Consider the following 25755-nt stretch of genomic DNA (forward strand, 5'->3'; position numbering starts at 1 on the left):
CGATCAGGGTCAGTGCAGGCGAGTCATGATTGAGTCGTCGCCGGCTCAGGCGGTGGGGGAGCCCGCGGGCACGCCGCGGAGTACCTGTGCGATCACGGTGGCCTCGCTGATGTCGTACCTCTTGGCTGCCGTCAGTAGGGTCAGAGGTCCGCTTTGGGCCATGCGTCTCAGAGCCTCGAGCTGCACGACGCGTTCGGGTTCCTGGAGTTCGATCCTGTATCGGGAGGCGAACTCGTCGAAACGTTCGGGGACGTGGCTATACCATTCCCGCAGTGCCGTCGAGGGCGCGATCGTCTTGTCCCATTCGTCGAGCTTCGCGGCTCCCTTGCTCACACCTCGGGGCCACAGGCGGTCGACGAGGACACGCGCGCCGTCCGTCGGGAGTGGGTCATCGTAGATCCGGCGTACGCTCACGGATTTCAGGCCCACGGGTTACCTCCTCGGTCCGCTCTGATACCACCACCGGGCGGCCGTGATTGCGAGAGACAAATGACTTCATCTGCTGATTGCTCATGCGTGCAACTGACGCCATTCTGCGATCTGAAGCTCGCGAAATCGAAAACTCGCGAATCCCATCACTCGTTGACGCAGCGTCCCAGGCAGCGCAAGAGTGACGACCTGCTCCACCATCACAACATCGTCCGCGACGCCGATACTCTCGAGGGTGATCTCCATCAGGACGAAGGTCGCGCGGATGTCGCGCATGAGTTCCATCACTGACGCGCGCCCTCTGACACAATGCTTGGAAGACGCCCGATAGAGGACCTGCTCGTGCAGGAACGGGGCCAAGTCGCAACTGTTCCCCCTCGTTCAGTACAGTCGTGAAGTCTCGGACGATGAGCTCGAGCTCGAGGCGTTCGACGCTCGTCAGCATGCCGCGATAGGTCTGCGGCACGAGTCCTCCTCAGGGCATGTCTCGTTGGTCACGCAGGAACGCGACGGGAAGCGGGCGGTCGATCGGCGTCTCGCTCTTCGTGCGACGCATGCTCGCAGCGATGATGGCGGTCGCGGTGCCGCCGCATATGAGTGTCGCGCTCATGATGAGCAGCGATGACGGAGTCGAGCCGGTGTTCGGGCTGGAAGCGATCTCGGCACTGGCGACGAGGGCTCCGATCACGCTGACGCCGAGCAGCTGTCCGAATTGCTTGGCTGAGGACATGAGCCCAGCGCCGACACCGGCGCGTGCGGGCGGCAGATCAGAGATGGCGACGACGTTGATGGGGTCATTCAGAAGACCAAAACCTGCACCGATGAGAAGCAATGGAACCCCGATGAACCAAACTGGCAATTCCGACATCGAGACCAGAAGCACGCCGGCGAGCGTGATGCCGAGTCCACCGGTCGTGAGGGCAAGACGACTTCGGCCCGCTGCCACGAGGCGCCCCGACACCGGTCCAGCGACAATTATCGCGAGAGCGAGAGGAAGGGTTATCAGCCCCGCCTGCGTCGCGGTGATCCCAATGACGTCCTGCAAGTAGAACGTGTTCGCGAACAGAAATCCCGCGAACGCGAAAAACGCGATGAGCGCGGTCAGGAAGGAGCGAGCGAAGGGCGGGTCGCGAAACGCTTCGAGATCGACGAGCGGTTCTCTTCGACCGCTCTCCCACCTGATCAAGGCGATGAAGCTGGTGATTGACAGCACCGTCGCGCCGACCGTATCGAATGCAACTCCACTCGTCGGGAACTGGATGATCGCGAATGCGGTGAATCCGAAGAGGCCGATCACGAACAACTGACCTATCGGGTCGAGAGCTCTCGGGTGCCGCGCCTTGGATTCGGGGATGAAAGCGGCACCCAACGCGAGCGTGATCACCCCGACAGGAACGTTGATCCAGAACACCGCCCGCCACCCAAAGGCGTCAACGAGGGGGCCACCTACGAGTGGACCGATGGCGATACCGATACCGCTGACGGCCCCCCACCAACCGATCGCGCGAGCGCGCTCGGCGGGGACCGCGTAGGAATTAGCGATGATCGCGAGAGCAGCCGGAGTCATCATCGCACCGCCCGCTCCTTGGGCAGATCGAAAGACGATGAGAAGAGATTCGTTCGGAGCGACAGCCGACAGCGCGGAGAACAATGTGAATGCGACGACTCCTGCGAGGAAAATGCGTTTGCGACCGAACCGGTCAGCAAACGAACCGGCGAGCAGAAGGCAACTGCCAAGCACGAGGACGTAGCCGCCGACCACCCATTGCAGGCTTTGCAGACTGGCGCCCAGTTCCTCTCGCAACTGCGGAAGTGCGACGTTCACGATGGTGTTATCCACCGAGATGAGGAGCAGGCCGAGGCAGCAGATGGCCAAGATGCCCCGCCGATGCCGGATGCTGAGATCGGACCGGCTCATGCTGCGGCACCGATTCGTACGGATTCCCCTGTCAGGATGACCGTGTTCCCCCACGGATCGACGATGGCTCTCGTGCGGAGGGGTGGAAATTGGCTGGGTAGGTCCGCCGACGGGATCTCGAGGGCGCCGGGACCCCCGACGATGAGCAGGTTGGTGTGGTCACTGGTCCTACCCATGACCACGCACAGGTCTCCGAACCGAACGCGCGTGCGGACCCGAAAGCGCGCCATTCGTTTCCACCAGCTCACCCCGGCTCGTATGTCGGGGACGCGGACTACGGCAACTCGGTTATCGCGAGAGGAGAGCAAGGCTGCCCAAATGGCGTCTTGTCGAAGTATCCGTCGCATGCTCGTGAACTCCTCCCTTCTTGTTTCAACGATTGCCTCCCTGTCGGCCGGCATCCTCGGTCGGATGACTCGAATGGCGCCTTCGCCGGTGAGCAGCAACCCACGCCGAATGACTCGCGTTGATCACCCCTGCGGTGCAGCACCAGGGAATGCGCGCTCGCATGTCACGCACCCTGGTAGCGGCCACTGGGGTACTACGGATGCCCCGACAGATGTTCAGAGGCGAGCGGTAGAGGAGGCTCCGAGTGGCCAGACTCGCCGTTGGGGGAAGAAGATCATGAACGCATCACATCCGCTCACCGAGAAGACGACGGCGTATTGGGACGGCCGATCGAGCAACGAACACGTTGGCACTAGGGGGGACTATCCCAGATCCGCCCGGTCCTCGCTCATTGGCCTCCCGAACTCACCGTCGTTCGGCGATCATCCTGTCGCCGGGCAAGCGCCGGCAAATCCGATGGCGTCGTCCCCACCTCCACACCGGTTCGCCGATGGTCGCTCGGCGCGGGAACAGCTGTGGGGAAGGGATTACGAACTCGCCCAACTCGCGCACTTCCTAGAGCTTGCCACGCGGACGGGCGGCGCCCTGGTTGTTGTCGGTGAGCCAGGCGTCGGCAAGACCGCGCTCCTCAATCAGGTCGCTCGGCAGGCGGCCCATGATCTGCATGCCCGCCAACTGCGAGGTGCCGGCTTCGAGTTCGAGGCCAAGCTCAGCTTCGCGGGCCTGCACCAGCTCATGTTGCCTGTCCTCCACACGCTCGAGGGCGTTGCGGAGCCCCACCGCACGGCTCTCAACACAGCACTGGGGATGGACGTAGGCGACCCGCCGGACCACATCATGCTCACGACGAGCCTTCTCGTCTGGCTGCGGCAGCTCGCCGCAGAGGAGCCAGTTGCATTGATCTTCGACGACATCCAATGGACGGATCCCGCGACTGCACGGATTCTGAGTCTGGTCGCACGTCGACTCGAAGGTATGCCGGTGGCACTGGTGGTCTCGCAGCGCACGGGCGAAGGGTCGCCGTTAGATCGGAGACATGTCGTCGAACTCGAACTCGCACCGATCGATGCGGCTGCCTCAGAGGCTCTGCTTCGTGAGCACAGCCCTCACCTCCACCCGGCGGTTCGCCGACGCATCGAGCACGTCGCCGCCGGGAATCCGCTCGCGCTGGTCGAACTGCCTCGCGGACTCTCGACGGGACAAGAGGTCGGGAGCGAGATGCTGCCCGAATCGACGCCCCTCACAGAGCGACTTCGCCGACTGTTTGCTGACCGGGTGGAGGAACTTCCCGACTCGACCCGAGAGCTCCTGCTGCTCGCAGCACTACACGGCGTCGATGATGCGTCGTTCGCCCCGCTTATCGCGGCAGCCGCCGATGACCTTGTTCGAGCGGAGAGCACGGGACTCGTCCACGTGGCGCGCGATGGCCAGCACCTGAGGTTCCGGCACCCCTTGACCCGTGCCGCCATAGTCGAGATGGCTACACCCGGCGACCGGAGATCAGCCCATGCGCGGCTTGCGCGACTCGCATCGAACCCCTTCGCTCGGGCGTTGCACCGTGCCGAATCCACGGTCGGCTTCGATGATGACGTTGCCCGTGACCTCGACGATGCGGCGATCACTGCGCTGGGACGGGGCGACGTTGTCCGGGCTATCACCGTCATGATTCGAGCAGCGGAGCTCACAACCGATCTTCCGCGCCGGTCTCGACGACTTGCCGAGGCAGCGTATCTCGGCTCGCACGTCACGGGCCGGATGGACGGTGCACAGGCCATGCTGCACCGGGCGCGCCTTGCCAACCCGGACGCAGTGAGCACCCTGGAGAGCGCAACTGCCGCAGCATCCCACCTTGCGAATAGCGAAGGTGGCGTTGACTCTGCGCACCGCATGCTTACGGCAGCCCTTGATGCGACACCGCGTGCCGAGCGCGAGCCCCGCGCCTTGGAAGCTGCGGTCACCACGATGTTGTTCATATGCGCCTTCGGCGGGCGGGAGGAACTGTGGGCAGGCTTCGAAGACATCGTTGGACGATTTGCGGGCGAACTACCTCGAGCCCTGTCCCTGAGCAACATCACTTTCGGCGACCCTGCGCGGAGCGCACCGTCTGAACTGCGGGAGCTCGATTCGATCGTCGCAATGACGGACAACGACGTGAATCCGGTTCGTGTGCTGCAAGTGGCGGTCGCGGGGCACTACGTCAATCGGATGCCGAAACGTGCCGTGGAGCGCGTGATCAACGATGCCCGCGCAGGGGGTGCGGTAGCTGCAGGCGCCACCTGCCTGATCATGCTCGCTGCGGACGCGTTCTTTGAGGGTCGATGGGACGAGGCGCGCCATCTGTCCGACGAGTGCATCGCCATGTGTGAAGAGCACGGGCTGAAGACGATCCAGTGGGGCGGGATGAGCCCTCGGATGTTGGTCGCTGCAGGCAGGGGTGACAAAGGCTTCCTCGCGTACGCCCACGAACAGATGCGCAACTGGGCTCTGCCGCGGCGCGCCGGCGCCGTTCCCACCTTCGTCGCAAACGCCGACGGACTCTTGGCCCTCGGGGAAGGACGGTTCCGGGATGCATATGAGCACTATCTGACCATCGGGAAGCCGGGCACTTTTCCCGTTCATGAACAAGTGACCATGTGGACGGTGCTGGATGTTGTCGAAGCGTGCGTCGGTAGCGGCCTGCTCGACGAAGCTCAGTTGCATGTGCACGCAGCCTCCAATCTCGGTCTTCGCGAGATCTCGCCGAGGCTGCGTCTGCTTTGTGACGCCGCGGCGGCGTTTGCTGCGCCCGATGAGTCCTACGAGCAGGCATTCGAGACGGTGCTTGCCTCTCCACTGTCGGACACCTGGCCGTTTCACTTGGCCCGTGTGGAACTGGCCTACGGCGACAGACTTCGCCATCATCGTGAAATGCGCCGCGCTCGACCACACCTCGAGCGGGCGGCGGGGATCTTCTCCGCGCTTAACGCACTGCCATGGGCAGAGCGTGCTGCGGCCGCACTACGCGCTACGGGGCAGGTTAGGCGGCGCTCGTTCTCACAAGAGGCGACCGACCTCACGCCCCAGGAGAAGGAAGTTGCGCGACTGGCCGCTAGCGGCTTGAGCAACAAACAGATCGGTGAGCGCATGTTCCTGTCAGCGCGAACAGTGAGCGGGCACCTCTACCGCGTGTTCCCGAAACTGGGAGTCAGCAGTCGCGCCGGCCTGCGCGACGCTCTCATGGCGGTGCCGCCCACTGGTGGTCCCGAGACGCGGACCACAGTCGTGGACCGCCTCGAATGAACAGCGCCCTGTGATCGTTGGCCACCTCACTCGCGGCTCGATCGGTGCGGATCCGAACGATGAGACCTCGAGAACATGTTCAGGGTGCGGGCGTGTTCTGCTGCGGGTCAACCATCCCGCGCTCGAGCACCGCGACGATAGCCAACGCTGCGAGTGTGAGCGATACCGCGGCGAGTGATCCGGCCGCCCAGAGTTTGTCCAGCCCGAACCCTGCCGCAGCCCCCAGTGCAAACGCAAGAAGCACCGAGCCGTATATCCCGGCGCTTCGAAGGTTCCCGTTGACGTCGCTTACGCCTCGTGAGACGACGGCGCGGCCGACCAGACTAAATGTCATCTGAACGACGAACGTCACGGCGGTATTGCCGTAGAGCATGCCGCTGTCCCGATGGAACGCGTTGCCTTGCAAACCGGCGATGAAACTCACGGTGAGGGCAATGGGCATCGCCGGAACGACCTCCGTGCTGACCAGTGCGACGCATCCCGCGAGCACGACAGCTTCGAAGCCCAGAACCCATCCCGAATACATCTGATCGCGGCGAAGGACGACTGTGATGAATATCGCGCTCAGGGCAGCTCCGACACCAAATGCAAGGACCGACGACAGCACCGGGATGACTCGGCCCCAGTCGCCCTGCGCACCGTAGAAGCCGGCGGAGACGATGTTCCCGGACTGCACAGTTGCAAATGATCCGGCGTTGCCGAGCGTCCAGGCGTTCATGGCACCGGAAATCGTCGCAAGAGCGAGCGCCATCGCCGGGCGCTCCATGAGCGGGTACGGGTGGTTTGCTGACCTGGTCTTCTTCGTTGCCACAATCACAGCGATACTCCTATCCATAGTCCGGCCGCAGCGGCCGATAAGGACCCCGCGAGCATTCCCGCCCCGTACAGCAGTGCGAGATACGGGTGCCTCTTGCGCAGCAGATCGGCGTTCTGGGTGCTGGCCGTGCTGAACGTGGTGTACCCCCCCAGGAAGCCGGCGCCGACGATCGTGCGCAATTCCGTCGGCGCGACACCGACGGCCAGCCCGGTGATGACACCTAGCAAGAGCGAGCCGGTGATGTTGACCGCTGGGGTTCCGAGCGGGATGGGTAGGCGACTTTGGGCAGTCACAATGCCATCGGTGACGAAGCGGGCCATGGCGCCCAGCCCTCCCGCAAGGCCGGTCGCCGCGACGAGCCAGATCATTGACCTTGTCCTCGGGGTGTGATCGCCCTTGCGACGACAGCTCCTAGCCAGGCCAAAATGACTCCGGCGACAACGGTCGGCACAGCAACCAGCAGTCCGACAGTCAGGTTGTCGGTGGCAATGAGACCGTCCGCTCCAACGGCGAGCGCACTGTACGTTGTGTAGCCGCCCAGCACGCCGGTTCCGACCCCTAGCCGGATCCCGCGCCCAACAGCCGTCTCCGGACCGCGCTGAATGAGCGTTTCGAGGAGCCAGCCCAGGACGAATGCGCCGGATAGATTGACGGCGATGACGGCGAGAGGGAGCTGCCCGTCCACTGGGATAACTGCGGTGACGCCGAGGCGCAGGGCCGTTCCCACCGCTCCGCCCAGACCGACTAGTGCGATCAGCCGCCAGTCGCGAAAGTCCTGTGGCGGTGCTGTTGGGGTACCGAGCGATCGTGAAGAGCTTGACATGACTCGAACCCTTCTTGAAGGAGTCATCGGATAGGCCTGACAACAGCAGCGGCCAGAAGCGGCGCGGGTGTCACGTGCGAGGAGGAGGGACACGTCCCCCGTTGCCGTCAACCCTGCTGGTGAACACGCAGGCCCTGAATGAGTCAAGCGACCCAACCCGCCTTGGGGTTTGGCGGGCGAGAAGACGCGTCATTTCGCCCAAGCGCTCGCCACACGTGGCGTAGACGCTGTGAACAACCGACGAGAGGACAGACCATGGCTGGTACTCGTTCGATGGGCTCCGCCGTTTCCACCACAGCGTCTCCCGGCATTGCTGCGCGGTTCGCGGCTGAGGCGGTGGGAACGTTCATTCTCGTGTTCGGCGTCGTCGGCGCCGCCGTGCTGGCCGCGGATTTCGACTCCGGCTCGGGCAATCTGAACATCGGCTTTCTCGGCGTCGCGCTCGCTCTGGGACTTGCCGTCCTGGTCGCGGCGTCGGCATTTGCCGGCGTGTCTGGGGCTCACTTCAACCCGGCGGTTACCGTGGGGCTGGCCGTCGCCGGGCGGTTCCGTTGGCGCGATGCGCCTTGGTACATTGCCGCTCAGATAGTAGGCGGCGTCGCCGCATCCTCCGTTGTCGTGGCGATCGAGGCGGGCGAGCCGGATGGCACGCTTGAAAAAGCGCGAGCGACGGGATTCGCCTCGACGGGCTGGGGTCAGCTCTCGCCCGGTGGATTCACCATGCTCTCGGCGCTCCTTGTCGAGATCGTCGCGACCTGTCTGTTCGTTTGGGTCATTCTCGGTGTCACGTCATCAACGACCACCCGGGCGATTGCGCCATTCGCAATCGGGTTGACCCTGACCCTGGTCGCCCTCGTCGCGATACCTGTATCCAACGGATCCTTCAATCCCGCCCGATCTATCGCGACAGCGGTCTGGGGCGGGGGAATCGCTCTGGCCCAACTGTGGCTGTCGATCGTCGCGCCGACCATCGGCGCGGTCATCGCTGGCGCGACCTTCCGACCCCTCTTCCTACGTCCGCACGCGCCCGAACGGGCAAGAAGGTGAAGGAGCAAAGATGACCGACCTCGAAGATGTCCGCCGTCGCGTTGAGACGCTGGAGTCGATAGAGCAGATCAAGAAGCTGAAGGCTCGGTACTTCCGCTTCGTCGACGAGAAGAGGCACGACGAGTTCGCTGCGCTCTTCACTCCGGATGCTGTCCTGATCACTGACGGAATTGAATGGTCCTCGCCGCAGGAAATGGCATCCACCGTCCGGAACCTGACAGGCGCCGCACCCTCCGTGCATCATGGCCACATGCCAGAGATCGACGTTGCCGGGGACTCCGCGTCTGGGATCTGGGCGATGCAGGATCTGCTCACCTTCCCGGCGGCGGATGACGCGCCAGAGGGGCACATCGGTTATGGCCAGTACCGCGAAACCTATCGACGGGCAGCGGGCGAGTGGCTCATAGCCAGCCTCGTCCTCACTCGGTTCCGCATGGATCCGCTGGCGAACTGGGTCGTCGACGATGACGCTGATCTCCTCGGTTGACTTGCGCCGTCGCGGAACGCGCTCGCTCGAGTGGGACGAACTAGAAACGAAGGACCTGGCGTCCCCGTAGCCCACCCGCCTCAAGTCGGCGGTGCGCCTCTGACGCATCGCGGGCTGGGAGTTCGGCCGCCACACGCAATCTGAGTGCACCGGCCTGAGTGAGGTCTCTGAGTCGCTCAAGAATCGCTGCGGGGTCGGGCTCCAGGTCGACACGGACGGGAACGATGCGAACGCCCCGTCGCCGCGCCGACGACAGCTGGGCACTCTCTGCAATTCCGACAGCTGTAGCGACGACGCCACCCGAGTGCACGATGCTGGCCGCGTTCAACCATGGCGCCGCGGCCAAGGCGACGCCATCCACATCGCCGTCAGCCACGAGTCGGATGGCGTCGAGGACTCCGGCCCCGCGCGGTACGAGGAAATCGGCCCCTAGGCCGGCCAGCAGTTCCTGATCGCTTTCACCCGCATCCGCAATGACGGTATGACCGGATGTGTGGGCGAGCTGAACGACATAGCCGCCAACGGCGCCGGCTGCGCCGATGACGGCGACGATGCTTCGGGGACGGAGGTCCATCGCGTCCAAGAGCAGCTGCGCGGTGATGCCATTCATCGGCAAGGTCGCGGCCTCGGCGACAGTGGCGCCACGTGGGACTTCTATGACGCGGGACGCTGAGGTTACGGCGAGCTCGCCGTACGCCCCGCCGCGGGGGTCGGTCGGAATGACGAAGGCGGTTACAGGATCACCGACCGCGAACCGCTGGGCGGCAACGGGGCCAACGCGCTCGACCACGCCCGCCGCCTCCATGCCGGGGACCCACGGCGGCCGGTGACCGAGACTGCCAACCTGTCCCTTGCGCATGTAGGTGTCGCCACTGTTCACTGTGGCGGCCTCCACCCGGATTCGCACTTCATCGGAACGTGGTTCGGGATCGGGATAATCGATTTCGTGGAGCACCTCCGGGCCTCCGAACTCCTCGAATCCGATCGCGCGCATGGCATTCCTTCCATTCAGCGGAGGCGGCCCTCACCCCGGACAACTCTTTCGATGAGGGCGACCGTACTCAGCGAGGAAGGTGAGCGCACCAGTCAATGGACTCGCGCCGTCATGGTCAGCCAGTTGAGTCAGATGGCTCAAGCAACCCGGATCGTCATGATGGTTCCGTTGCCCTACACGACGCCCGATCGAAGGGCGAGGATCGACGGCCCAGGCACGACTGCCGTCCCTGCAGAGGAGGTCAAATGATGGACGAGAGCGGCACCGCAGCACCTCACCACGAGGTTCCGACTTTTGGGAATCCTGACCTTCCTCCCGAAGGGCTGGTGAACACCGAAGGCGACCCGGAGAGCACGAAAATGACGGGGCCGCGCAATCCAGTCCTCGAGGGGCAGTTTCCGAGTGCCCTGACGGCCCCGGCAACGGACATCAGCACCCAGCCCTTCTTCTGGTCGTCCTTCAACATCTCGCCGCGTCGGGTCCAGCGGGGCGGATGGGCGAGAGAGCTCACGCAGAGCGACTTCGCGATCTCTGATGAGATCGCAGGCGTCAATATGTATCTCGAAGCTGGTGGCATCCGAGAGCTGCATTGGCATCAGACCGCCGAGTGGGCACTGATGACTCGTGGCGGATGCCGCGTGACCACACTCAGCCGCGCAGGCCTGCCGAGCGTTGAAGACGTCTTCGAGGGCGACCTGTGGTTCTTCCCCCCCGGCCTCCCGCATTCGCTGCAAGGTCTTGGCCCGGACGGCGCGGAGTTCGTCCTCGCCTTCGACGACGGTGCGCAGTCCGAGAGCAACACGCTCCTGCTAACCGACTGGTTCGCGCATACACCTCCAGAGGTGTTGGCCAAGAACTTCGGAGTCGCGCAGGAAGTTTTCCAAGACATCCCGCTGCACGACCTCTGGATCTTTCCGGGCGATGTCCCCGGGGACTTGGAAGCGGACCAGCTCGCCGCCGGCGTGCAATGGGGCGGGACAGAACCGGTGATCTTCCGTCTCGGGCAGTCCGTGCCGGTGCACGAGAACAGCGGAGGACGAATCCAGATCGCGGACAGCGCGAATTTCCCCGCCTCCACGACGGTCGCAGCTGCGCTGACCACAGTGGAACCTGGTGGGATGCGCGAGCTGCACTGGCACCCGAATGCCGACGAATGGCAGTACTACCTCAAAGGCTCGGCACGGATGACGGTGTTCAACACTGGCCCGCACGCGAACACGATGGACTTCAAGGCTGGTGACGTCGGTGTCGTCCAGCGAAACTTCGGCCACTACGTAGAGAACACCGGTGATGAAACGCTCGTCTACCTGGAGACGTTCCGCAGCGACCACTACGAAGAGGTCTCTCTGGCCAATTGGCTTGCGCACCTTCCTCCGAAGCTCGTCGCGCAGCACCTCAACATCCCTGAAAGCGTCATCGCCCTCTTCCCGCGCCAGACCCAGGGCATCGTCCCCCTGAGGTAGGGACTGGGCATGACTCAAACATGGTTCATCACTGGATCCTCCCGGGGGCTGGGGAGGGCACTTGCCGAGGCCGCATTGAATCGAGGCGATCGGGTGGCCGTCACCGCCCGTCGGCCGGATCTCCTTTGGGATCTGAAAGAGCGATTCGGAGATCGCGCGCTTCCGCTTCGTCTGGACGTAACCGATCCTGCGGAGGCGATGGGGGCGCTCGACCAGACTGCAACGAGGTTTGGCGGAGTCGACGTGATCGTCAACAACGCCGGCTATGCAAACGTTGCCGCGATCGAGAACGCGGACGACGCAGACGTACGCGCGCAGTTCGAGACGAACTTCTGGGGCGTCTATAACGTATCCAAGGCGGCGATACCGCACCTACGCAGGCAGAGGCGCGGGCTCATCATGCAGATCTCCTCGATCGGGGGAAGAGCAGGAGGGAGTCCCGGTTTGGCGCCATACCTGGCCGCGAAGTTTGCGATCGACGGCTTTAGCCGTGTGCTCCGAGCGGAAACGGCGCCATTCGGAATCCGCGTACTCATCGTCGAACCCAGTGGCCTGCGGACCGACTGGGCCGGATCATCGATGGTCATTCACGACGTCGTGGATGACTACCAGGCGACGGTTGGTGCGCTGAACGCCCGGATCCGCAGTACGCAGGGCCGCGAAGGAGACCCGGCTCGCGCGGCCGAGATACTTGTCGCCCTCGCGAAGAGACAGGACATACCTACCCAGCTCGCTCTCGGAGCCAATGCTGCCGAACTCGCCATAGTCCAGGACCAACGGCTGCTGGAGTCCGACACCAAGTGGCGAAGCGTGAGTCGCTCGGTGGACTTCGGTCAGACCTACCCCGTGCCGTTTCCACCCGATGCCGGCGCGTGATCTCGGCGGAAGTGATCGCGGCAGGATCGGTACCTTTCCGGCTCGCCGACGGCGGTCACCGATCATGATGAGCTGAGTCCGTTGCAACGTTGAGGCGACAGCCGCAGACGATGCCCTCTGATTTATCTCATTAGTCGACAGGGACGACTGACGTCGAATGAGCAGCGACTCGTCGTATGGGGGTTTCAGCACGGTTCCGGCTCGGCCACGCCAGCAGTCTCCACGGGATTGGTCTCGACGGGGAGCACGCTCCCGACGAGCACCGGAGTCCAGGCCCGGGTCGTCACTCCGATCGAGTTCCAGGCGTTGATCGTCACGATGAGTGCGACCAGTGCGCCAAGCTCGGTCGGGAGGAAGTCAGTCGCGGCAGTGCTCCACTCCTCATCGGCGACGTGCGTATCAGCGGCACGAGTGATGGATTCGGTGAGGGACAAGGCGCTGCGCTCCCGTTGAGTGAAGAACGGCGACTCGCGCCAAACGCTGACCGCCGCCAGGCGGCCGAAGGATTCTCCCTCCTCGAGCGCGTCCTTTGTATGGAGATCGACGCAGTACGCACATCCGTTGAGCTGAGACGCGCGGATGCGGACGAGTTGACGGAGGGGGCCTTCGATCTCGGCCGAGTCCAACTCGCCAGTCGCTGCCGCATCGAGTCGCACCATCGCACGGGAGAAACCGGGGCAAAGGGCGTCAATGTCAAGCCGGACCGGGACAGAAAGGGTGGTGCTCATCGTCGTTCCTTCTTCGATTGGATCTGCGGTGTCAGTGCCCATTGGCCGCGGATCGGTCGGATGCAAAGGCGCCTTGGGTTTGAGTCTCAAAGAAACTCCTGAACAATCTCGTCAGACGGATGAATGCACATCACCCGGAGACCACGCGTTCCGCTGTTGTGGAAGCTATGCCACGCGTGCGGTGGGACGGTCAAGGTGTCGCCAGCGGTGGTGAGGGTTGACTGCCCACTGACGACGAATGTCGCCTCGCCCTCCAGCACGTGCCAGGTCTCGGCGTAGGGGTGTCGGTGGGTGCCCGGACCGCCTCCCGGGGCCGCGTTCACCATGAAGAAAGACACAGCAGCTCCATGATCGCGGCCTTCAAAACGAAGAGTCTGGGACTGGGGGGCCCGCAGCCGCTCGGCGCGAACAATGTTTGGCATTTGATCTCCTTTGTTAGTGACCTCTTGACAATGCCTGCAGCCCTCCATGCACGCTAACGTTTCGATGTGGATCGAAATGAGGTGCATTTCCGACTTGACCCTGAGGATGTGCTGTCGGTGAGATTCGGTATCTCGCCGGGCCACGAGTTGGTGCACGCAGTGCGGGCAATCGCTAGTCCTACTCGGCACCCGCTTCCGTGGTCATGGCTCGCGCCGGGCGGGCGCGCCGTTCCTGCCGAGGCTTTCGAGACTCTGCGGCTCGTTATCGGTGAATTCGGCTACGCACCGGACTTCTTCACCTCAAACCCATCGTGGGACTTGACTCCGGAGATGGAGATGGACCGGTTGGCTCATGCGGATTTGGACACTTTGCGCGTAGACCTGAGAAAGAGGGTCACTCGCACGTCGGGCGCACAGCGACGGGCGTTGCAGGATCTGCACGACGATCCACGAAGAGCCCGCCAGTTCATAGTTGCGGCAGCTCGTGCGTTCTGGAGTAGCGCAATGAGTCCGCATTGGGCTCAACTCGAGAGACTCCTGCGCCACGACATCGCAGTACGCTCTCGCACCGCTGCCTCGGCGGGGATTGGCGCAATGGCCCGCGACCTCAACAGTGCAATTAGCTGGGGAGACCGCGCGGTGGTCGTTCAGTTAGAGCACCACCGAGAAGAACTGGACTGTTCCGGCAGCGGACTGGTGCTGATCCCGTCCATCCTCGGACGCCAATGCGCAGTCTTGACTGAGCCTCCTGCGCAGCCGACGATCTTCTACCCGATCCTCGGACTCCGACCATTGCGGGAACTCGATCCCAGCACGATCGAGGAGCGCCTCGCCGGCGTGATGGGCTTGGGGCGAGCGCGCCTGCTCGCGCGGATGCACGAGCCGTTATCGACATCCGAGCTGGCCGCCGAGACCGGGCTTGCCCTGGCCACGGTGTCGCACCACTTGTCCCGCCTCCGGACCGCTGGTTTGGTACAGGCAAGCCGGGACGGAGCTAGACGCATACACTCCCGCACACCAGTCGGGGACGCGCTAGTTACTTGACCGAAGCGTCATGACCAGCCCGAACTGCCCGGGTGATTGTGCCGTGACGGTGTATGGTCGCCCGCGCTCGCTAGTGACGGCTACCGCTACCACCGTGGCGTGACCGCGACCTAGTCGACGCCTTGCGGGATCACCGGAGACGAAAGGGCGGATCCGCGTTCGGGGCGTCGCCACTCGGCATCCACGTCGCCCGGGTCTCGTGCGTCACTCATGCCAATCATCCGTCCGCCCGATCTCGAACCTGGACGATGCGACGTGCCCGGTGAGAAGACGACATACGTGCCGGCGGGGTAGGATGTGCCGTTGTCGTCGATCTCGCCAGACGCAACGTAATACCGCTCCTCGAACACGTGGCGGTCAGTCGTCGGCCATCTTGTTCCTGGTGCGAAATCGTACGCCCATGCGCGTATCAAATCGGTCGCGGGCAGGGTTCGACCTGTGATCCCAGGTGCCACCGCGAACGTGGGGAGGTCATCAATTCGAGTGGCGATAAAGCCCCCCTCGGTGGGCGACGGTTCTGTCTCATCTCGATCCATGTACACATCGTGCAACTGCCGCGCTGGCTCGGCGATGCGCCACCTGGTCAACCTGCGGCGTGATCCTGCCACGCCCGAACTTTCGCTCTGACAGGCTCGTATGCCTCGGCTGGAGCTGATCGAGGCTGTCCGATGCGATGTCCGATTCTCGCCAGAACGCCTGGGGCCATCGCGTCATGCTCGTAATTCACCTGCGGAAGGCAACATGAGCACAATCACGCAACCCGACACAAGCCGGCTCGATCGACACACGGTCATCGATCCTGCCATCCTATACTTCGGCACTTCTGTCGCGCTGCTCAGCACACGCGACGAGAAAGGACATGCCAACCTCGCACCGAACTCGTCGGTATGGTGGCTCAGCCACACTGCCGTCGTCGGCATAGCCGCGCGTTCCCAGACAGGACGCAATCTCCTTTCGACGCGAGAATGCGTCATCAACCTGCCCTCCGTGAACGAGGTCGATGCCGTCGATCGTCTTGCCCTCACGACCGGACGTCACCCGGTATCCGAAAGGAAGGCTCGCGCAGGTTATCGGTATGTGCGTGACAAGTTCGGTGAGGCGAGTCTGCATGCCATCGACGCCGACATGGTGTCGCCGCCGCGGGTGGTGGAATGCCCGGTGAATCTCGAGAGTCGCGTGACTGGCTTGCACGTCCTTGGGGGTGGTGATGATCCCGAGGGTGCGGATCTTCTTGCCGTTGAGCTCGAGATCGTCCGCGTCCACGTCCACGAGGGGATTCGCTCGCCGACGCACGAGACACGCATCGATCCGGAGCTCTGGCGGCCACTGATCACGAGCTTTCAGCGGTTCTTTGGCCTCGGTGGCGAAGCCCAGAGCTCTCGGCTCTCTTCGATCGACGAGGAGTGGTATCGAGGGTGATGCATCCCGTATGAGCCCCGAATGCACAAGGAGCTCTGGCGAGCGTGGCCTCGCCTCTTTACCCTCTTGGGTCAGGACGGGTCAACTCTCCTGCTGGGCCGACGTGTAGCCGGCTGACGCTGGGCTGCTCGATTGCCGCGGAGGGGCGGGCCGCCCATTGCTCGCCAACTACCGCATCCAACACGTTTCCGACAAGCTCGGAGCCGCTCACGGTAGCGAGGTATCTTCGCGCACGTGGATCGAGACACCCGCGCCTGATGGTGTCGATGACGATTTCACGGACGGCTTCACGCTTTCCCGGAGACAGCTCGGCGAGGACCCTGTCGGCTTCCGCGAGGGACTCAGAACTCATGGTTTCAGTGTGCACGGGAGCGTCATGCTGGGCATGAGTCGTATGACTCGTCGGGCAATACCCGACCAGCTGGAACAGCTCCCACGAGGGCAGCACCAGATCCGCCATGTTGCGGGTGGAGGATATCCGGCATGCGGGCGAAGCGGCAAACGGTCCAGATGGGTGCGCCTTCCGTGGCGTCGCCGGCGCGGATGTTCCGGATGCCGGCGGCCCAATTCGGACGGCGCACCCGAGGTTGCCTCGGGTGCGCCGTCTCTTTGTCGGATGAGGCGATTTACTCCTGGATGAAGGCGAGAAGGTCGGGGTTGATGACGTCGGCGTGGACGGTGAGCATGCCGTGCGGGTAGCCCTGGTAGATCTTGAGGGTGGAGTTGCTGAGCAGCTCGTGCTGCTTCAGGGACGCGTCCTTGCACGGCACGACCTGGTCATCGTCGCCCTGGGTGACCAGGACCGGGACGGAGATCGCCTTCAGGTCCTCTGTCTGGTCGGTCTCGGAGAACGCCTTGATGCCTTCGTAGTGGGCCAGCGCGCTGCCCTGCATGCCCTGTCGCCACCAGTTGGCGACCACAGGTTCGGAGACGGTGGCGCCAGGGCGGTTGAAGCCGTAGAACGGACCGGATGCCACCGCCTGATAGAACTCGGCCCGGTTGGCTGCCAGCGCGTCGCGGAATCCGTCGAGCACCGAGAGGGGTGTTCCTTCCGGGTTGTCGTTGGTCTGCAGCATGAGCGGAGGAACGGAGGACACAAGGACGGCTTTCGCCACCCGCCCCTGCGGTTCTCCGTACTGGGCGACGTAGCGCGCGACCTGGCCACCCCCGGTCGAGTGTCCGATGTGGATCGCGTTGCGCAGATCGAGGTGCTCGGCCACGGCGTTGGCGTCGCTGGCGTAGTGGTCCATGTCGTGGCCGGTGCTGATCTGCGAGGACCTGCCGTGACCGCGTCGATCGTTGGCGATGACCCGGTAGCCGTTGGCGAGGAAGAACAGCATCTGCGCGTCCCAGTCATCCGCAGATAGGGGCCATCCGTGGTGGAACATGATGGGCTGGGCGTCGCGGGGCCCCCAGTCCTTGAAGTAGATTTCTGCGCCATCATCCGTGGTCACAAAACCCATGATCGACCTCCATCTTGATTTCTCGCCGAGATGCACTCGAGACGATTGCTGAATCCCAAGGCCATGTTGCCTTTCGAGGCTTCTCGACGACGAACGGGGATACTGTGTTTCGAGATTCGCAGTTTGGCCGGGCAGTTCTCTTGAGTCGGATGACTCGCGACCGACCCGGAAGGGTGTCGACACTCTGCCGTAGGGATTTGGGGTCGAATGACTCAAGATCATCGATCGGCACGTCTAGCCTTCAAACTTGATGGCGAGATCAAGCGTCTTGGGTTGCCGGTGGCAGAGCCCGAGCGGTCAGTCGTCGCCGAGGGATGCGAGCAGGTCGGCGGATGGCGCGAAGAAGACCGTACCCGTCACAGGGGTCGAGAAGTCCAGCAACCGGTCGTGAAGACCGGGGGGATCGCCGATGAACATGGGGTCCAGCATCCGCTCGATGACCCACAGGTAGCGGCAGTACCCGATGAAGTAGGTGCCGTAGACACCGTCTCCCGGTGACGCGAAAGGCATGTTGTCGCGAAGGATGTCGTGTTCGCCGGCGTCGTCCACGATCGTCGTCAGCGTCTTGTGAGACTTCTGGCCCTCGACGGCATCGTCGAGTTCGGTGTTGTCGGCCTTGCGCCGGCCCATGATCGCTTCCTGCGCTTCGGTGGTCAGCGCGTTCCAGATCTCCAGCGGGTGCTGATATTTCTGCACCACGACGTACGCCCCGCCCGCGAATTGCTCGTCCTCAGCCCCGACAAGTGACGCCTCCGGAAGCGAAGGCCCGACGGGGTTCGCGGTGCCGTCCACGAATCCGAGCAGATCTCGTGTATCGAAGTACCGGAAACCGACGGTCTCATCCGCGACCGTCACGGCGCCCGCGAGCGAGTTCAGCAGCTGTCGTTCGAACTCGTAGCAGAGATCGCGGCGATCCGAGCGGATATGGAAGAGCAGATCCCCCGGCGTCGAGATCGCCGTGTGCTTTTCTCCTTCGACGGCACGGAAGGGGTGCAGCTCGGTGGGCCGAGCCGACCCGATGAGGCGATCCCAGGCGGCGCTTCCCACCCCGACGGTGCACGCCAGCGAAGCGCCGAGATCCCGGAACGATACGGCAGGTGACGACGGCGCTGATGTGGGCCATCGCTGCATGGCTGCTCGCCCTATTCATCATGTTCCTCACCGGGCCCGTGCCGGCGGCCTTCGCACGTCTGCTGCTCCACAAGTCGGTTCGCTCCGAACAAGATCGACGCAAACGCTGACGACCCGCTCGAGGACACCCGAAGTCCGGGGCGCTCCCTCGCAACCACAGGTTCCCCCACGGTGCGTCAGCGGAGGTGGGCGGCCCAACCGTTGGCAGGCACACACCATGGCACTTGCAAAGCCGAGAAGCGCGCCGACGATGAGAACCGGCGCGAGGACTCCGCCTAGCGTTCCGAACTAGTCGAACTGGGATGCCGGCCCGTCGATCTCCGTCATGTACGCGTGGTGTCCTACCGCCCGCGCGAGCCCGCAGAGCGCCCCACGAGTAGGAACCGGGCGAGGGAACGGGCATCAACACGATTCGGTACGGTTGTCTCCTTCGAAGGAGTCGACGTGGTGTGGAGCACGCGTGAGCTCGCAAACCTGGCGGGGACAACGGTGAACACCATCCGGCATTATCACCGGCTGGGTCTGCTCGACGTGCCTGAGCGCAGGTACAACGGGTACAAGGAGTACGAGGTTCGGCACCTGGTCCGCCTTCTGCGCATCCGGCGTCTGGTGGATCTGGGCGTGCCGCTGGCGCAGATCGGAGAAGTCAGCGCGGGCGCGGACAATACGCCGGATGCCCTGCGGGATCTCGACGCGGAGCTGGCTGCGAGGATCGAACGCCTGGAGCAAGCGCGATCGGATATCGCGGTCATCCTGCGCGACAACGCTCCCGCTGACGCGCCTGCGGGCTTCGAGTCCGTTGCGTCACGGCTGTCCGAGGCCGACAGTTCGATCATCCACGTCTACAAGCAGCTGTACGACGAGGACGCGCTTGCGGACATGCGGAAGATGGTGGAGGCGGACACCGACGCCATCGGCGCGGAAATCGACGCCCTCCCGCCGGATGCGGACGAAGAGACCAGACAGCAGCTCGTTGAACGGCTTGCGCCGGTTCTTGCGCGGAATCTGAGCGACTACCCCTGGCTGGACGACCCGGGGGCGCACCTATCGAAGAGCAAGCACGTCACGCAGCAGACGTTCGTCGAAGTGATGGTGGAGCTGTACAACCCTGCGCAACTGGACGTGTTCGGCCGCGCGAGCGTCCTCGCCCACGAGCAGCTGCGCGGTGCACACGACGGGCGGGGGCACGCCGACTGACGTCCGCTCCTCCAACCGGGGTGACGACGCAGTAGCCGGACGATCGGCCGGCAAGCCCGTCCATCACCGGACAGCCGGCGTCTCTTAGGCGGGTCCCCACCCGCGGAGTTGACCGCATCCTCAAGTGAACGCGGGCCCCGCACGTCGGACGCCGCACGTCAACCCGATCGGGTCGGCGTAGCGGACCCGCCCGGAGGGCGGTGGCCGGCCGGGTGCGCCGCGGTGGCTATGAGGTAGCGGGTCCCCGGGGCGCTCCATCTCGGCAGGCGAAGTCCCTAGGCTGACGGGATGGACGCGCGGGACGCTGATCGGCGAGTCTGCCCGACGTGTGGCGACGCGCTTAGGTTCGAGATACTCGACGACGAGCGATTCCTGGTTGCTTGGTCGTGCTTGAGTTGTGGCTTTCTCCGCATCTCCGAGCCGGTGTAACGGTTGCCCACCAGCGCAGGGAGGACACGACCGGCGCTCGCAAGCCGGTCGTCGTCTGGCGCAACGCTGTGGCTCGCCGTCCAGTCTCGACCAGATTGCTTCGCCGACTCGGGTTCACCGGCCCCTGTTGGGCTCCTTAGTTTTGCGTTAGCTTTCGGGCCTCAGCTCGCGGGCGAAGTCTGCTCTGTGATCGACTGGGCGGGAGGAAGTCATGAACCTGGCTCTGGGGGGCCGGGGTTTCTCTTCTGTGCAACTGGTGGAGCCACAGCCCAAGGCGGTGTCTTCAAAAGCGCCGGCGGGATCCTAGGCCAAATCTTGGGCACCGCCACCGGCATGTCTGTCCCCCGATAGGGGACAGGGATGAACCCCAACGTATGACGAAAGGCGCCCTGCGTCCGTCCACCCGAAGGAGGGGCGCGGGTCGTTTCTCCCGCATCTTGCAAAGGCCAGGCGCCCTGCGTTTTCTCACCGGGGGGTGAGAACGCAGGGCGTCTCTTTCATCGACCACTACGCGCGGCGAGGCTGGCGGACGCGTTCACCGTGCTTCATCGGCGCTGCTCATCGGCAGATGCCGCTGACTCCGCGCGGCCGGGCAGGAAGCCGGCGACGATGGTGCCTGCGACGGCGACGACGACCAGGGAGGCCATGGCCAGCGCGTACCCGTCGGAGGGTCCGGCGACGTTCAGGGCGAGGACGGTTCCGACGATGGCCGTGCCGAAGCTGGAACCGAGGTTGGAGATGCTGCGCGAGAGTCCGGAGATCTCACCCTGCTGTTCCTCAGGGAACGCGGACTGCACGACGTTCACGCTCGGTGTGAGCATGATGCCGAGCCCGAGCCCGATCGCGAGAAGGCCCGGCGCGAAGGGCCATGCGCCGGGGACGGCGCCGACCAGCAGCAGCATGATCAGGCCGATGCCGGTGACGACGAAGCCCACCATGATGAGGGAGCGTTGGGCGAACTTCTTGACGAGTGCGCCGGCGGAGAGAGAGGACACCAGGATGCCGAAGGTGGCGGCGCTGAAGATGACTCCGGTCTCGATCGCGTCGTACTGACGGACGACCTGTAGGTGGCTGGCGACGAGCATAGAGGTGCCCATCAGAAGCAGCCATTGGAAGTTCTGTGTTACCAGCGCCAGGTTGGAGATGCGGCTGCGGAACAGGGAGGTCGACAGGAGCGGCTCGCGTCCAGTCCGCTCCAGTCGCCGCACCCACCAGAAGAAGAGGGCGATGACGCCGGCTCCGACGAGCATGAGCCCGATGCAGAGCCACAGGTTGTTGTCGGCGGCGAGGATGCCCAGAACGAAGACGATCAGGCCGAGCCCCGACAGTATCGCGCCGACGATGTCATAGGGTCGGTTCCGTTCGGGTGGGCGGGGATCCTTCAACCGCAGGGCAAGGATCAGAATGATCACGATGATGAGCGCCTGGAAACCGAACGCGGCCCGCCAGCTCAGTGCTGCGGTGATCCATCCGCCGATCAGGGGCCCAGTGGCCGCGCCGATGCCCCCGGCGGCGCTGACGATGCCGAATGCCCGAACCCGTGCAGCGAGCCCCGTCCAGTACATGGTGACCAGGATGTAGACGGGCGGGATGAGCAGCGCCGTGCCCGCGCCCTCCAGGATCGAGTTGCCCAGGATGAGAATGCCCAGCCCGGGGGAGAGGGCACTCATGATCGCGCCGACGCCGTAAACAGCGAGCCCCAGGATGAAGCAGAACTTCCGCCCGAGCTGCACGGTCAGCTTGCCGAAGGGGATCATCAGTGCCGCCATCACGAGCAGGAACAGCGTGATGGAGATCTGAATGCCCTGCACGGTCGTGTCCAGATCGCGGCTCATGTCGTTGAGCATCACGTTCATGTTCGAGCCGGCGAACGAGCAGATGAACTGCGCCAGCGCCAACGGCACCAGCGCCCACCTCGCGGTGGTCGTACTCCCCGTTTCAGCGGGCGATGCCACGGGATTACCGGACTTCATCCATCTTCATGCGGAACCGCCCTTGCTCGCTGCAGCTCGATCGTAACGCCGCATCCGCATCGCGGGGTAGATCGATCCTTTGCTGCTGGCTTCGGCTCAGTCGGATTCGGCGGCTGCGGCCGCGCTGCCGTTCTCGACGCCCCGCTGGTGCACCTCGCGCATCTGGGCGTCGAACGGTGCAACTGGCACGATGACGACGACTTCTGGCGCGACATCCGCGATCGGGATCGGCGTCACCGGACCGGTCGGCAGTCCCCACGCCGTCCGCCACTCGGCCAGCTGTGTGCCCGACGCGGCAGCGACGACGCGTCCCAATCCCGCCCACCCGTGGGCGGCTGCGCACATCGGGCAATGCTCGCCCGACGTGTAGACCGTCGATGCTGCGCGCTCGTCGGGGGTGAGGTGTGCGATCGCCCATCGCACCAGCGCCAATTCGGGATGCGCGGTCGGGTCGCGATCGGATCTCTCCCGGTTCATCGCCTCGGCCAGCACTGTTCCCGCCGCGTCGACGAGGACGGATCCGAAAGGAGCGTCGCCGTTCTCGAGCGCTCGCGTTGCAAGGTCGACGCAGCGCCGCAGGTAGCCCTCGTCGATGCCGGAGATGTCGGTGCTCATCCTCGCACTCCTTTCGATCTGTTCAGGCGTCGGTTACGGCGTGCAGGTAGCGGCAGCACCTGCTCGAGGTTGGTGAGGGCGCGGGCGGCGGCGAGCTCGACCCCCGCGAGACCGGTGCACGCCGGCGGTCCGACCGGCACGGCGACGGCTTCCTCGTCGTCGCGTGAGGAGAGGCAGCTTGCCGCTGGCGGAACCGCGGTTCGCCACGGCGTACTCGAGTTCGCGCAGGCGGTGGCATCCGGGCCGACCTACCAGACGGTGCCGCCGCCGACCGAGATCCCGGCCCAGGTGAGCGCAATGAAGATCGCGGCGAAAACAACGGGCGCGATGCCCTTGCCGCTGCGCGCGAGCCCCTTGAGGAGGGCGATTACCGCGAGGATCGCAGCGACGATCGAGAGGCCACCGCCGAGGATCAGCCCGATGAACAGCGGGATGGGCATGAGCACGAGACCGGCCAGCGCGAACCAGAACGCGGCCCAGGCCGCCGGATTGGAGCGGCGTTCAGCGGAGGAAGACATGGCTCCAGTATCTCGTGTCCGCGGTCCGCAGCTCGTGCGACGCCGCGCTGCAGCTCCTGCCGCAGCGTGCCCCGCCCAGCTCGGCAGCTTCCTCAACGGGACCGCACACTGATCGGGCGGGTAATTCGGGGAGGGTCTCGGGCGGACGTCACGTGGAGGCGCGAGCATGGGTCGCCGAGCCGGGGCTGAACAGCTCGGACGAACTCGCGCTGGAGCGACTGGTTCGAACTAGACGGGCCGCAATGAATGGTCAACCCCGCCACCGCATGGATGCTCTACCCGGTACTCGCAGGACCGAGGAACGGACCTGACTCGAGACGGGACGCGGCGGGTCGCCGTGAGGATCCGCGCGGAAGCTGCATGGATTCCGTGAGGATCACAACCTCGACCTCCCGAGGCGGGTTGAATTCGAAGTCGTGTCGGGCATCCTCGACGCCCGCGTCACAGCAGTCGCGCGGTCACCCGTTCAGCAAGGAGCTCCCGTGCTCGATGTCGTCTTCATCGCCGCTGCGATCGCGCTTGTCGCGTTTGTCGGCCTGATCGCGAAAGGGGCGGAGAAGCTGTGATCTTCTCTGTCCTGGCCGCGGCTCTCGCCGTCGCCGCCATCGTCTACCTCGTGATCGCGCTCGTGCGACCAGAAAAGTTCTGACATGGATGCCGCACAGATCTGGTTCGCGGTCCTCCAAATCGCGACCGTCGTCCTTGTCCTGGCGCTGCTGTACCGTCCGCTCGGCGACTACATCGCACGGATCTACACCACCCATAAGCACCTCGCCGTCGAACGAGGCACCTACCGGCTCATCGGGGTTGACCCGAGGTCGGAGCAGACCTGGCAGGCGTATCTCCGCGCTGTGCTGTTGTTCTCGCTCATCGGCATCCTCTTCGTGTACGCCGTACAGCGGCTACAGCAGTTCCTGCCCTATGCGCTCGGGCTGCCCGCACCCAGCGAACACCTCTCGTTCAACACCGCGATCTCCTTCGTCACCAACACGAACTGGCAGTCCTACTCGCCTGAACTCACTCTTGGATACACGGCACAGTTCGCCGCGCTGGCGGTACAGAACTTCGTCTCAGCCGCAGTCGGCATCGCCGTCGCCATCGCGTTGGTGCGCGGGTTCGCCTATCGCCGGTCGGGCACGATCGGCAACTTCTGGGTCGACCTCGTCCGCGGCACCTATCGGCTGCTGCTGCCCCTCTCCGTGATCGCCGCGGTCGCGCTGATCATCGGCGGCGTCGTGCAGAACCTCAACGGCTTCACCGACGCCAGCACCCTTGCGGGTGCCACCCAGTCGATCCCCGGCGGCCCGGTCGCATCCCAAGAGGCGATCAAACTGCTGGGCACCAACGGTGGCGGGTTCTACAACGTCAACTCGGCGCACCCGTTCGAGAATCCCACGCCGTGGACGAACCTGTTCGAGGTTCTTCTCATGCTGGTGATTCCCTTCTCGTTGCCGCGCGCGTTCGGCAAGATCGTCGGCGATCACCGGCAGGGATACACCATCCTCGGTGTGATGGCCGGCATCTTCCTCGTCTCGGTGATCGTCGGCACCTGGCTGGAAGCGTCCGTGGGAGGCATGGCCACACAGCTGGCCGGCGGTGCCATGGAAGGCAAAGAGGTCAGATACGGGATCGCTGCCTCTGCTCTGTTCAACGCCACCTCTACACTCACCTCGACCGGCGCGGTCAACTCCATGCTCGACAGCTACACCCCGCTGGGCGGGATGCTGCCGATGCTGAACATCATGCTCGGTGAGATCGCGCCAGGTGGGGTGGGATCCGGGTTGTACGGGATGCTGATCCTCGCCGTGATCGCAGTGTTCGTCGGTGGCCTCCTCATCGGCCGCACCCCCGAGTATCTGGGGAAGAAGATCGGGCCGCGCGAAATCAAACTCGCCAGCCTCTACATCCTCATCACACCGACATTGGTGCTCGCGTTCACCGCGCTCAGCTTCGCCATCCCTGCGGTCCGCTCCGACGTGGAGTCGACGTCGATCTGGAACCCAGGTGTCCACGGTCTCAGCGAGGTGCTCTATGCGTTCACGTCCGCGGCCAACAACAACGGATCAGCGTTCGCCGGACTCACGGCGAACACGCCGTGGTTCAACACTGCGCTGGGTGTCGCGATGCTCCTGGGCCGACTGATCCCGATCGTCTTCGTCCTGGCTCTGGCCGGGTCCCTCGCCGCGCAGGACAAGGTGCCCAGCTCGGCCGGCACACTGCCGACCGAGCGCCCACAGTTCGCGGGACTCCTGGCCGGCGTCGCGGTCATCCTCACCGCACTCACCTACTTCCCGGTCCTCGTTCTGGGGCCTCTCGCTGAAGGACTCGTCTGATC

Annotated in this window: 25 protein-coding genes and 2 pseudogenes; 12 read left to right on the plus strand and 15 right to left on the minus strand. The window is 64.4% G+C overall.

Features of this window, described 5'->3' with window-relative positions; all coding sequences use genetic code 11:
- Window positions 1–45: 45 nt before the first annotated feature.
- From ABD655_RS07325 to ABD655_RS07335, 3 genes and pseudogenes are all read right to left on the minus strand, one after another.
- Window positions 46–429 carry a DUF488 domain-containing protein gene (locus ABD655_RS07325; protein ID WP_344712824.1) on the minus strand — a complete coding sequence of 128 codons (384 nt, stop codon included), beginning with the start codon at window positions 427–429 and terminating at the stop codon, window positions 46–48.
- A gap of 81 nt (window positions 430–510) precedes the next feature.
- Window positions 511–792 (minus strand): annotated as a pseudogene (locus ABD655_RS07330) (nuclear transport factor 2 family protein); the annotation flags it as partial.
- Window positions 793–904: 112 nt separating this feature from the next.
- Window positions 905–2347, minus strand: coding sequence for an MFS transporter (locus ABD655_RS07335; protein WP_344715735.1), 1443 nt, complete (start codon window positions 2345–2347; stop codon window positions 905–907).
- Window positions 2348–2971: 624 nt separating this feature from the next.
- Between ABD655_RS07335 and ABD655_RS07340 the strand changes: the two genes are divergently transcribed.
- The gene (locus ABD655_RS07340; protein ID WP_344712825.1) at window positions 2972–5974 is read left to right on the plus strand and encodes a helix-turn-helix transcriptional regulator; all 3003 of its coding nucleotides are present in this window, start codon (window positions 2972–2974) and stop codon (window positions 5972–5974) included.
- Window positions 5975–6053: 79 nt separating this feature from the next.
- Here ABD655_RS07340 and ABD655_RS07345 read toward each other — a convergent pair whose 3' ends face one another.
- Genes ABD655_RS07345 through ABD655_RS07355 form a run of 3 tightly spaced genes read right to left on the minus strand, consistent with a single transcriptional unit; the run spans window position 6054 to window position 7614 of the window.
- Window positions 6054–6791, minus strand: a complete 738-nt coding sequence (locus ABD655_RS07345; protein WP_344712826.1) for a YoaK family protein — start codon at window positions 6789–6791, stop codon at window positions 6054–6056.
- Entirely contained in the window at window positions 6788–7159 is a 372-nt protein-coding gene (locus tag ABD655_RS07350; RefSeq protein WP_344712827.1) for a fluoride efflux transporter FluC, read from the minus strand. The genes ABD655_RS07345 and ABD655_RS07350 overlap by 4 nt, the downstream gene beginning before the upstream one ends.
- Window positions 7156–7614, minus strand: a complete 459-nt coding sequence (locus ABD655_RS07355; RefSeq protein ID WP_344712828.1) for a fluoride efflux transporter FluC — start codon at window positions 7612–7614, stop codon at window positions 7156–7158. Before ABD655_RS07355 ends, ABD655_RS07350 begins: the two co-directional genes overlap by 4 nt.
- Window positions 7615–7887: 273 nt before the next feature.
- Between ABD655_RS07355 and ABD655_RS07360 the strand changes: the two genes are divergently transcribed.
- Window positions 7888–8661 carry an aquaporin gene (locus ABD655_RS07360; RefSeq protein ID WP_344715738.1) on the plus strand — a complete coding sequence of 258 codons (774 nt, stop codon included), beginning with the start codon at window positions 7888–7890 and terminating at the stop codon, window positions 8659–8661.
- Between the two features lie 10 nt (window positions 8662–8671).
- Window positions 8672–9148 carry a nuclear transport factor 2 family protein gene (locus ABD655_RS07365; protein ID WP_344712829.1) on the plus strand — a complete coding sequence of 159 codons (477 nt, stop codon included), beginning with the start codon at window positions 8672–8674 and terminating at the stop codon, window positions 9146–9148.
- Window positions 9149–9188: 40 nt separating this feature from the next.
- Here the strand turns inward: ABD655_RS07365 and ABD655_RS07370 are convergent, their stop codons facing one another.
- Window positions 9189–10142, minus strand: coding sequence for an NADP-dependent oxidoreductase (locus tag ABD655_RS07370; protein WP_344712830.1), 954 nt, complete (start codon window positions 10140–10142; stop codon window positions 9189–9191).
- Between the two features lie 245 nt (window positions 10143–10387).
- On the opposite strand from ABD655_RS07370, the gene ABD655_RS07375 reads away from it, so the two are divergent.
- Complete coding sequence (locus ABD655_RS07375) at window positions 10388–11605, plus strand: cupin domain-containing protein (RefSeq protein WP_344712832.1); 1218 nt, start codon at window positions 10388–10390, stop codon at window positions 11603–11605.
- A 9-nt stretch (window positions 11606–11614) separates the two neighbouring features.
- Complete coding sequence (locus ABD655_RS07380; RefSeq protein WP_344712833.1) at window positions 11615–12481, plus strand: SDR family NAD(P)-dependent oxidoreductase; 867 nt, start codon at window positions 11615–11617, stop codon at window positions 12479–12481.
- Between the two features lie 185 nt (window positions 12482–12666).
- Here the strand turns inward: ABD655_RS07380 and ABD655_RS07385 are convergent, their stop codons facing one another.
- A complete protein-coding gene (locus ABD655_RS07385; RefSeq protein WP_344712834.1) occupies window positions 12667–13209 on the minus strand; it encodes a carboxymuconolactone decarboxylase family protein in 543 nt (180 codons plus the stop codon).
- Window positions 13210–13295: 86 nt separating this feature from the next.
- The gene (locus ABD655_RS07390) at window positions 13296–13631 is read right to left on the minus strand and encodes a cupin domain-containing protein (protein WP_344712836.1); all 336 of its coding nucleotides are present in this window, start codon (window positions 13629–13631) and stop codon (window positions 13296–13298) included.
- Window positions 13632–14471: 840 nt separating this feature from the next.
- On the opposite strand from ABD655_RS07390, the gene ABD655_RS07395 reads away from it, so the two are divergent.
- Window positions 14472–14675, plus strand: a complete 204-nt coding sequence (locus ABD655_RS07395) for an ArsR/SmtB family transcription factor (protein ID WP_344715740.1) — start codon at window positions 14472–14474, stop codon at window positions 14673–14675.
- Between the two features lie 248 nt (window positions 14676–14923).
- On the opposite strand, the pseudogene ABD655_RS16950 reads toward ABD655_RS07395, so the two are convergent.
- Window positions 14924–15211: pseudogene (locus ABD655_RS16950) on the minus strand (cupin domain-containing protein); the annotation flags it as partial.
- A 205-nt stretch (window positions 15212–15416) separates the two neighbouring features.
- On the opposite strand from ABD655_RS16950, the gene ABD655_RS07400 reads away from it, so the two are divergent.
- A complete protein-coding gene (locus ABD655_RS07400) occupies window positions 15417–16094 on the plus strand; it encodes a flavin reductase family protein (protein ID WP_344712838.1) in 678 nt (225 codons plus the stop codon).
- 626 nt (window positions 16095–16720) lie between these two features.
- Here ABD655_RS07400 and ABD655_RS07405 read toward each other — a convergent pair.
- On the minus strand, window positions 16721–17557 hold the full coding sequence (locus tag ABD655_RS07405; RefSeq protein WP_344712839.1) for an alpha/beta fold hydrolase: 837 nt from the start codon (window positions 17555–17557) through the stop codon (window positions 16721–16723).
- Between the two features lie 297 nt (window positions 17558–17854).
- On the minus strand, window positions 17855–18688 hold the full coding sequence (locus ABD655_RS07410; RefSeq protein WP_344712840.1) for a Dyp-type peroxidase: 834 nt from the start codon (window positions 18686–18688) through the stop codon (window positions 17855–17857).
- Between ABD655_RS07410 and ABD655_RS07415 the strand changes: the two genes are divergently transcribed.
- Together ABD655_RS07415 and ABD655_RS07420 are read left to right on the plus strand one after the other, a co-directional pair.
- The gene (locus tag ABD655_RS07415; RefSeq protein ID WP_344715895.1) at window positions 18655–18798 is read left to right on the plus strand and encodes a hypothetical protein; all 144 of its coding nucleotides are present in this window, start codon (window positions 18655–18657) and stop codon (window positions 18796–18798) included. The two genes, ABD655_RS07410 and ABD655_RS07415, sit on opposite strands and share 34 nt — an antisense overlap.
- A 334-nt stretch (window positions 18799–19132) precedes the next feature.
- Complete coding sequence (locus ABD655_RS07420) at window positions 19133–19885, plus strand: helix-turn-helix domain-containing protein (RefSeq protein ID WP_344712842.1); 753 nt, start codon at window positions 19133–19135, stop codon at window positions 19883–19885.
- Window positions 19886–20859: 974 nt separating this feature from the next.
- Here the strand turns inward: ABD655_RS07420 and ABD655_RS07425 are convergent.
- The 3 genes from ABD655_RS07425 to ABD655_RS07435 all read right to left on the minus strand — a co-directional run bounded on the left by ABD655_RS07425 (window position 20860) and on the right by ABD655_RS07435 (window position 23420).
- Window positions 20860–22269 carry an MFS transporter gene (locus ABD655_RS07425; RefSeq protein ID WP_344712843.1) on the minus strand — a complete coding sequence of 470 codons (1410 nt, stop codon included), beginning with the start codon at window positions 22267–22269 and terminating at the stop codon, window positions 20860–20862.
- A 114-nt stretch (window positions 22270–22383) separates the two neighbouring features.
- Window positions 22384–22902, minus strand: a complete 519-nt coding sequence (locus tag ABD655_RS07430; protein WP_344712844.1) for a nucleoside deaminase — start codon at window positions 22900–22902, stop codon at window positions 22384–22386.
- 248 nt (window positions 22903–23150) lie between these two features.
- Entirely contained in the window at window positions 23151–23420 is a 270-nt protein-coding gene (locus ABD655_RS07435; RefSeq protein ID WP_344712846.1) for a hypothetical protein, read from the minus strand.
- A gap of 416 nt (window positions 23421–23836) precedes the next feature.
- Between ABD655_RS07435 and ABD655_RS07440 the strand changes: the two genes are divergently transcribed.
- From ABD655_RS07440 to kdpA, 3 genes are read left to right on the plus strand one after another with little or no spacing between them, the layout of a single operon-like run.
- Window positions 23837–23986: a hypothetical protein gene (locus tag ABD655_RS07440; protein WP_344712847.1), complete on the plus strand. Its 150-nt coding sequence runs from the start codon at window positions 23837–23839 to the stop codon at window positions 23984–23986.
- Complete coding sequence (locus ABD655_RS07445; RefSeq protein WP_344715742.1) at window positions 23983–24069, plus strand: potassium-transporting ATPase subunit F; 87 nt, start codon at window positions 23983–23985, stop codon at window positions 24067–24069. Before ABD655_RS07440 ends, ABD655_RS07445 begins: the two co-directional genes overlap by 4 nt.
- Window position 24070: 1 nt before the next feature.
- Window positions 24071–25753 (plus strand): potassium-transporting ATPase subunit KdpA, encoded by a 1683-nt coding sequence (gene kdpA / locus ABD655_RS07450; RefSeq protein ID WP_344712848.1) that lies wholly within the window; start codon window positions 24071–24073, stop codon window positions 25751–25753.
- The last annotated feature ends 2 nt before the right edge of the window (window positions 25754–25755 follow it).

It is taken from the genome of Microbacterium terregens, assembly GCF_039534975.1.
In the GTDB taxonomy this organism is placed as follows: domain Bacteria; phylum Actinomycetota; class Actinomycetes; order Actinomycetales; family Microbacteriaceae; genus Microbacterium; species Microbacterium terregens.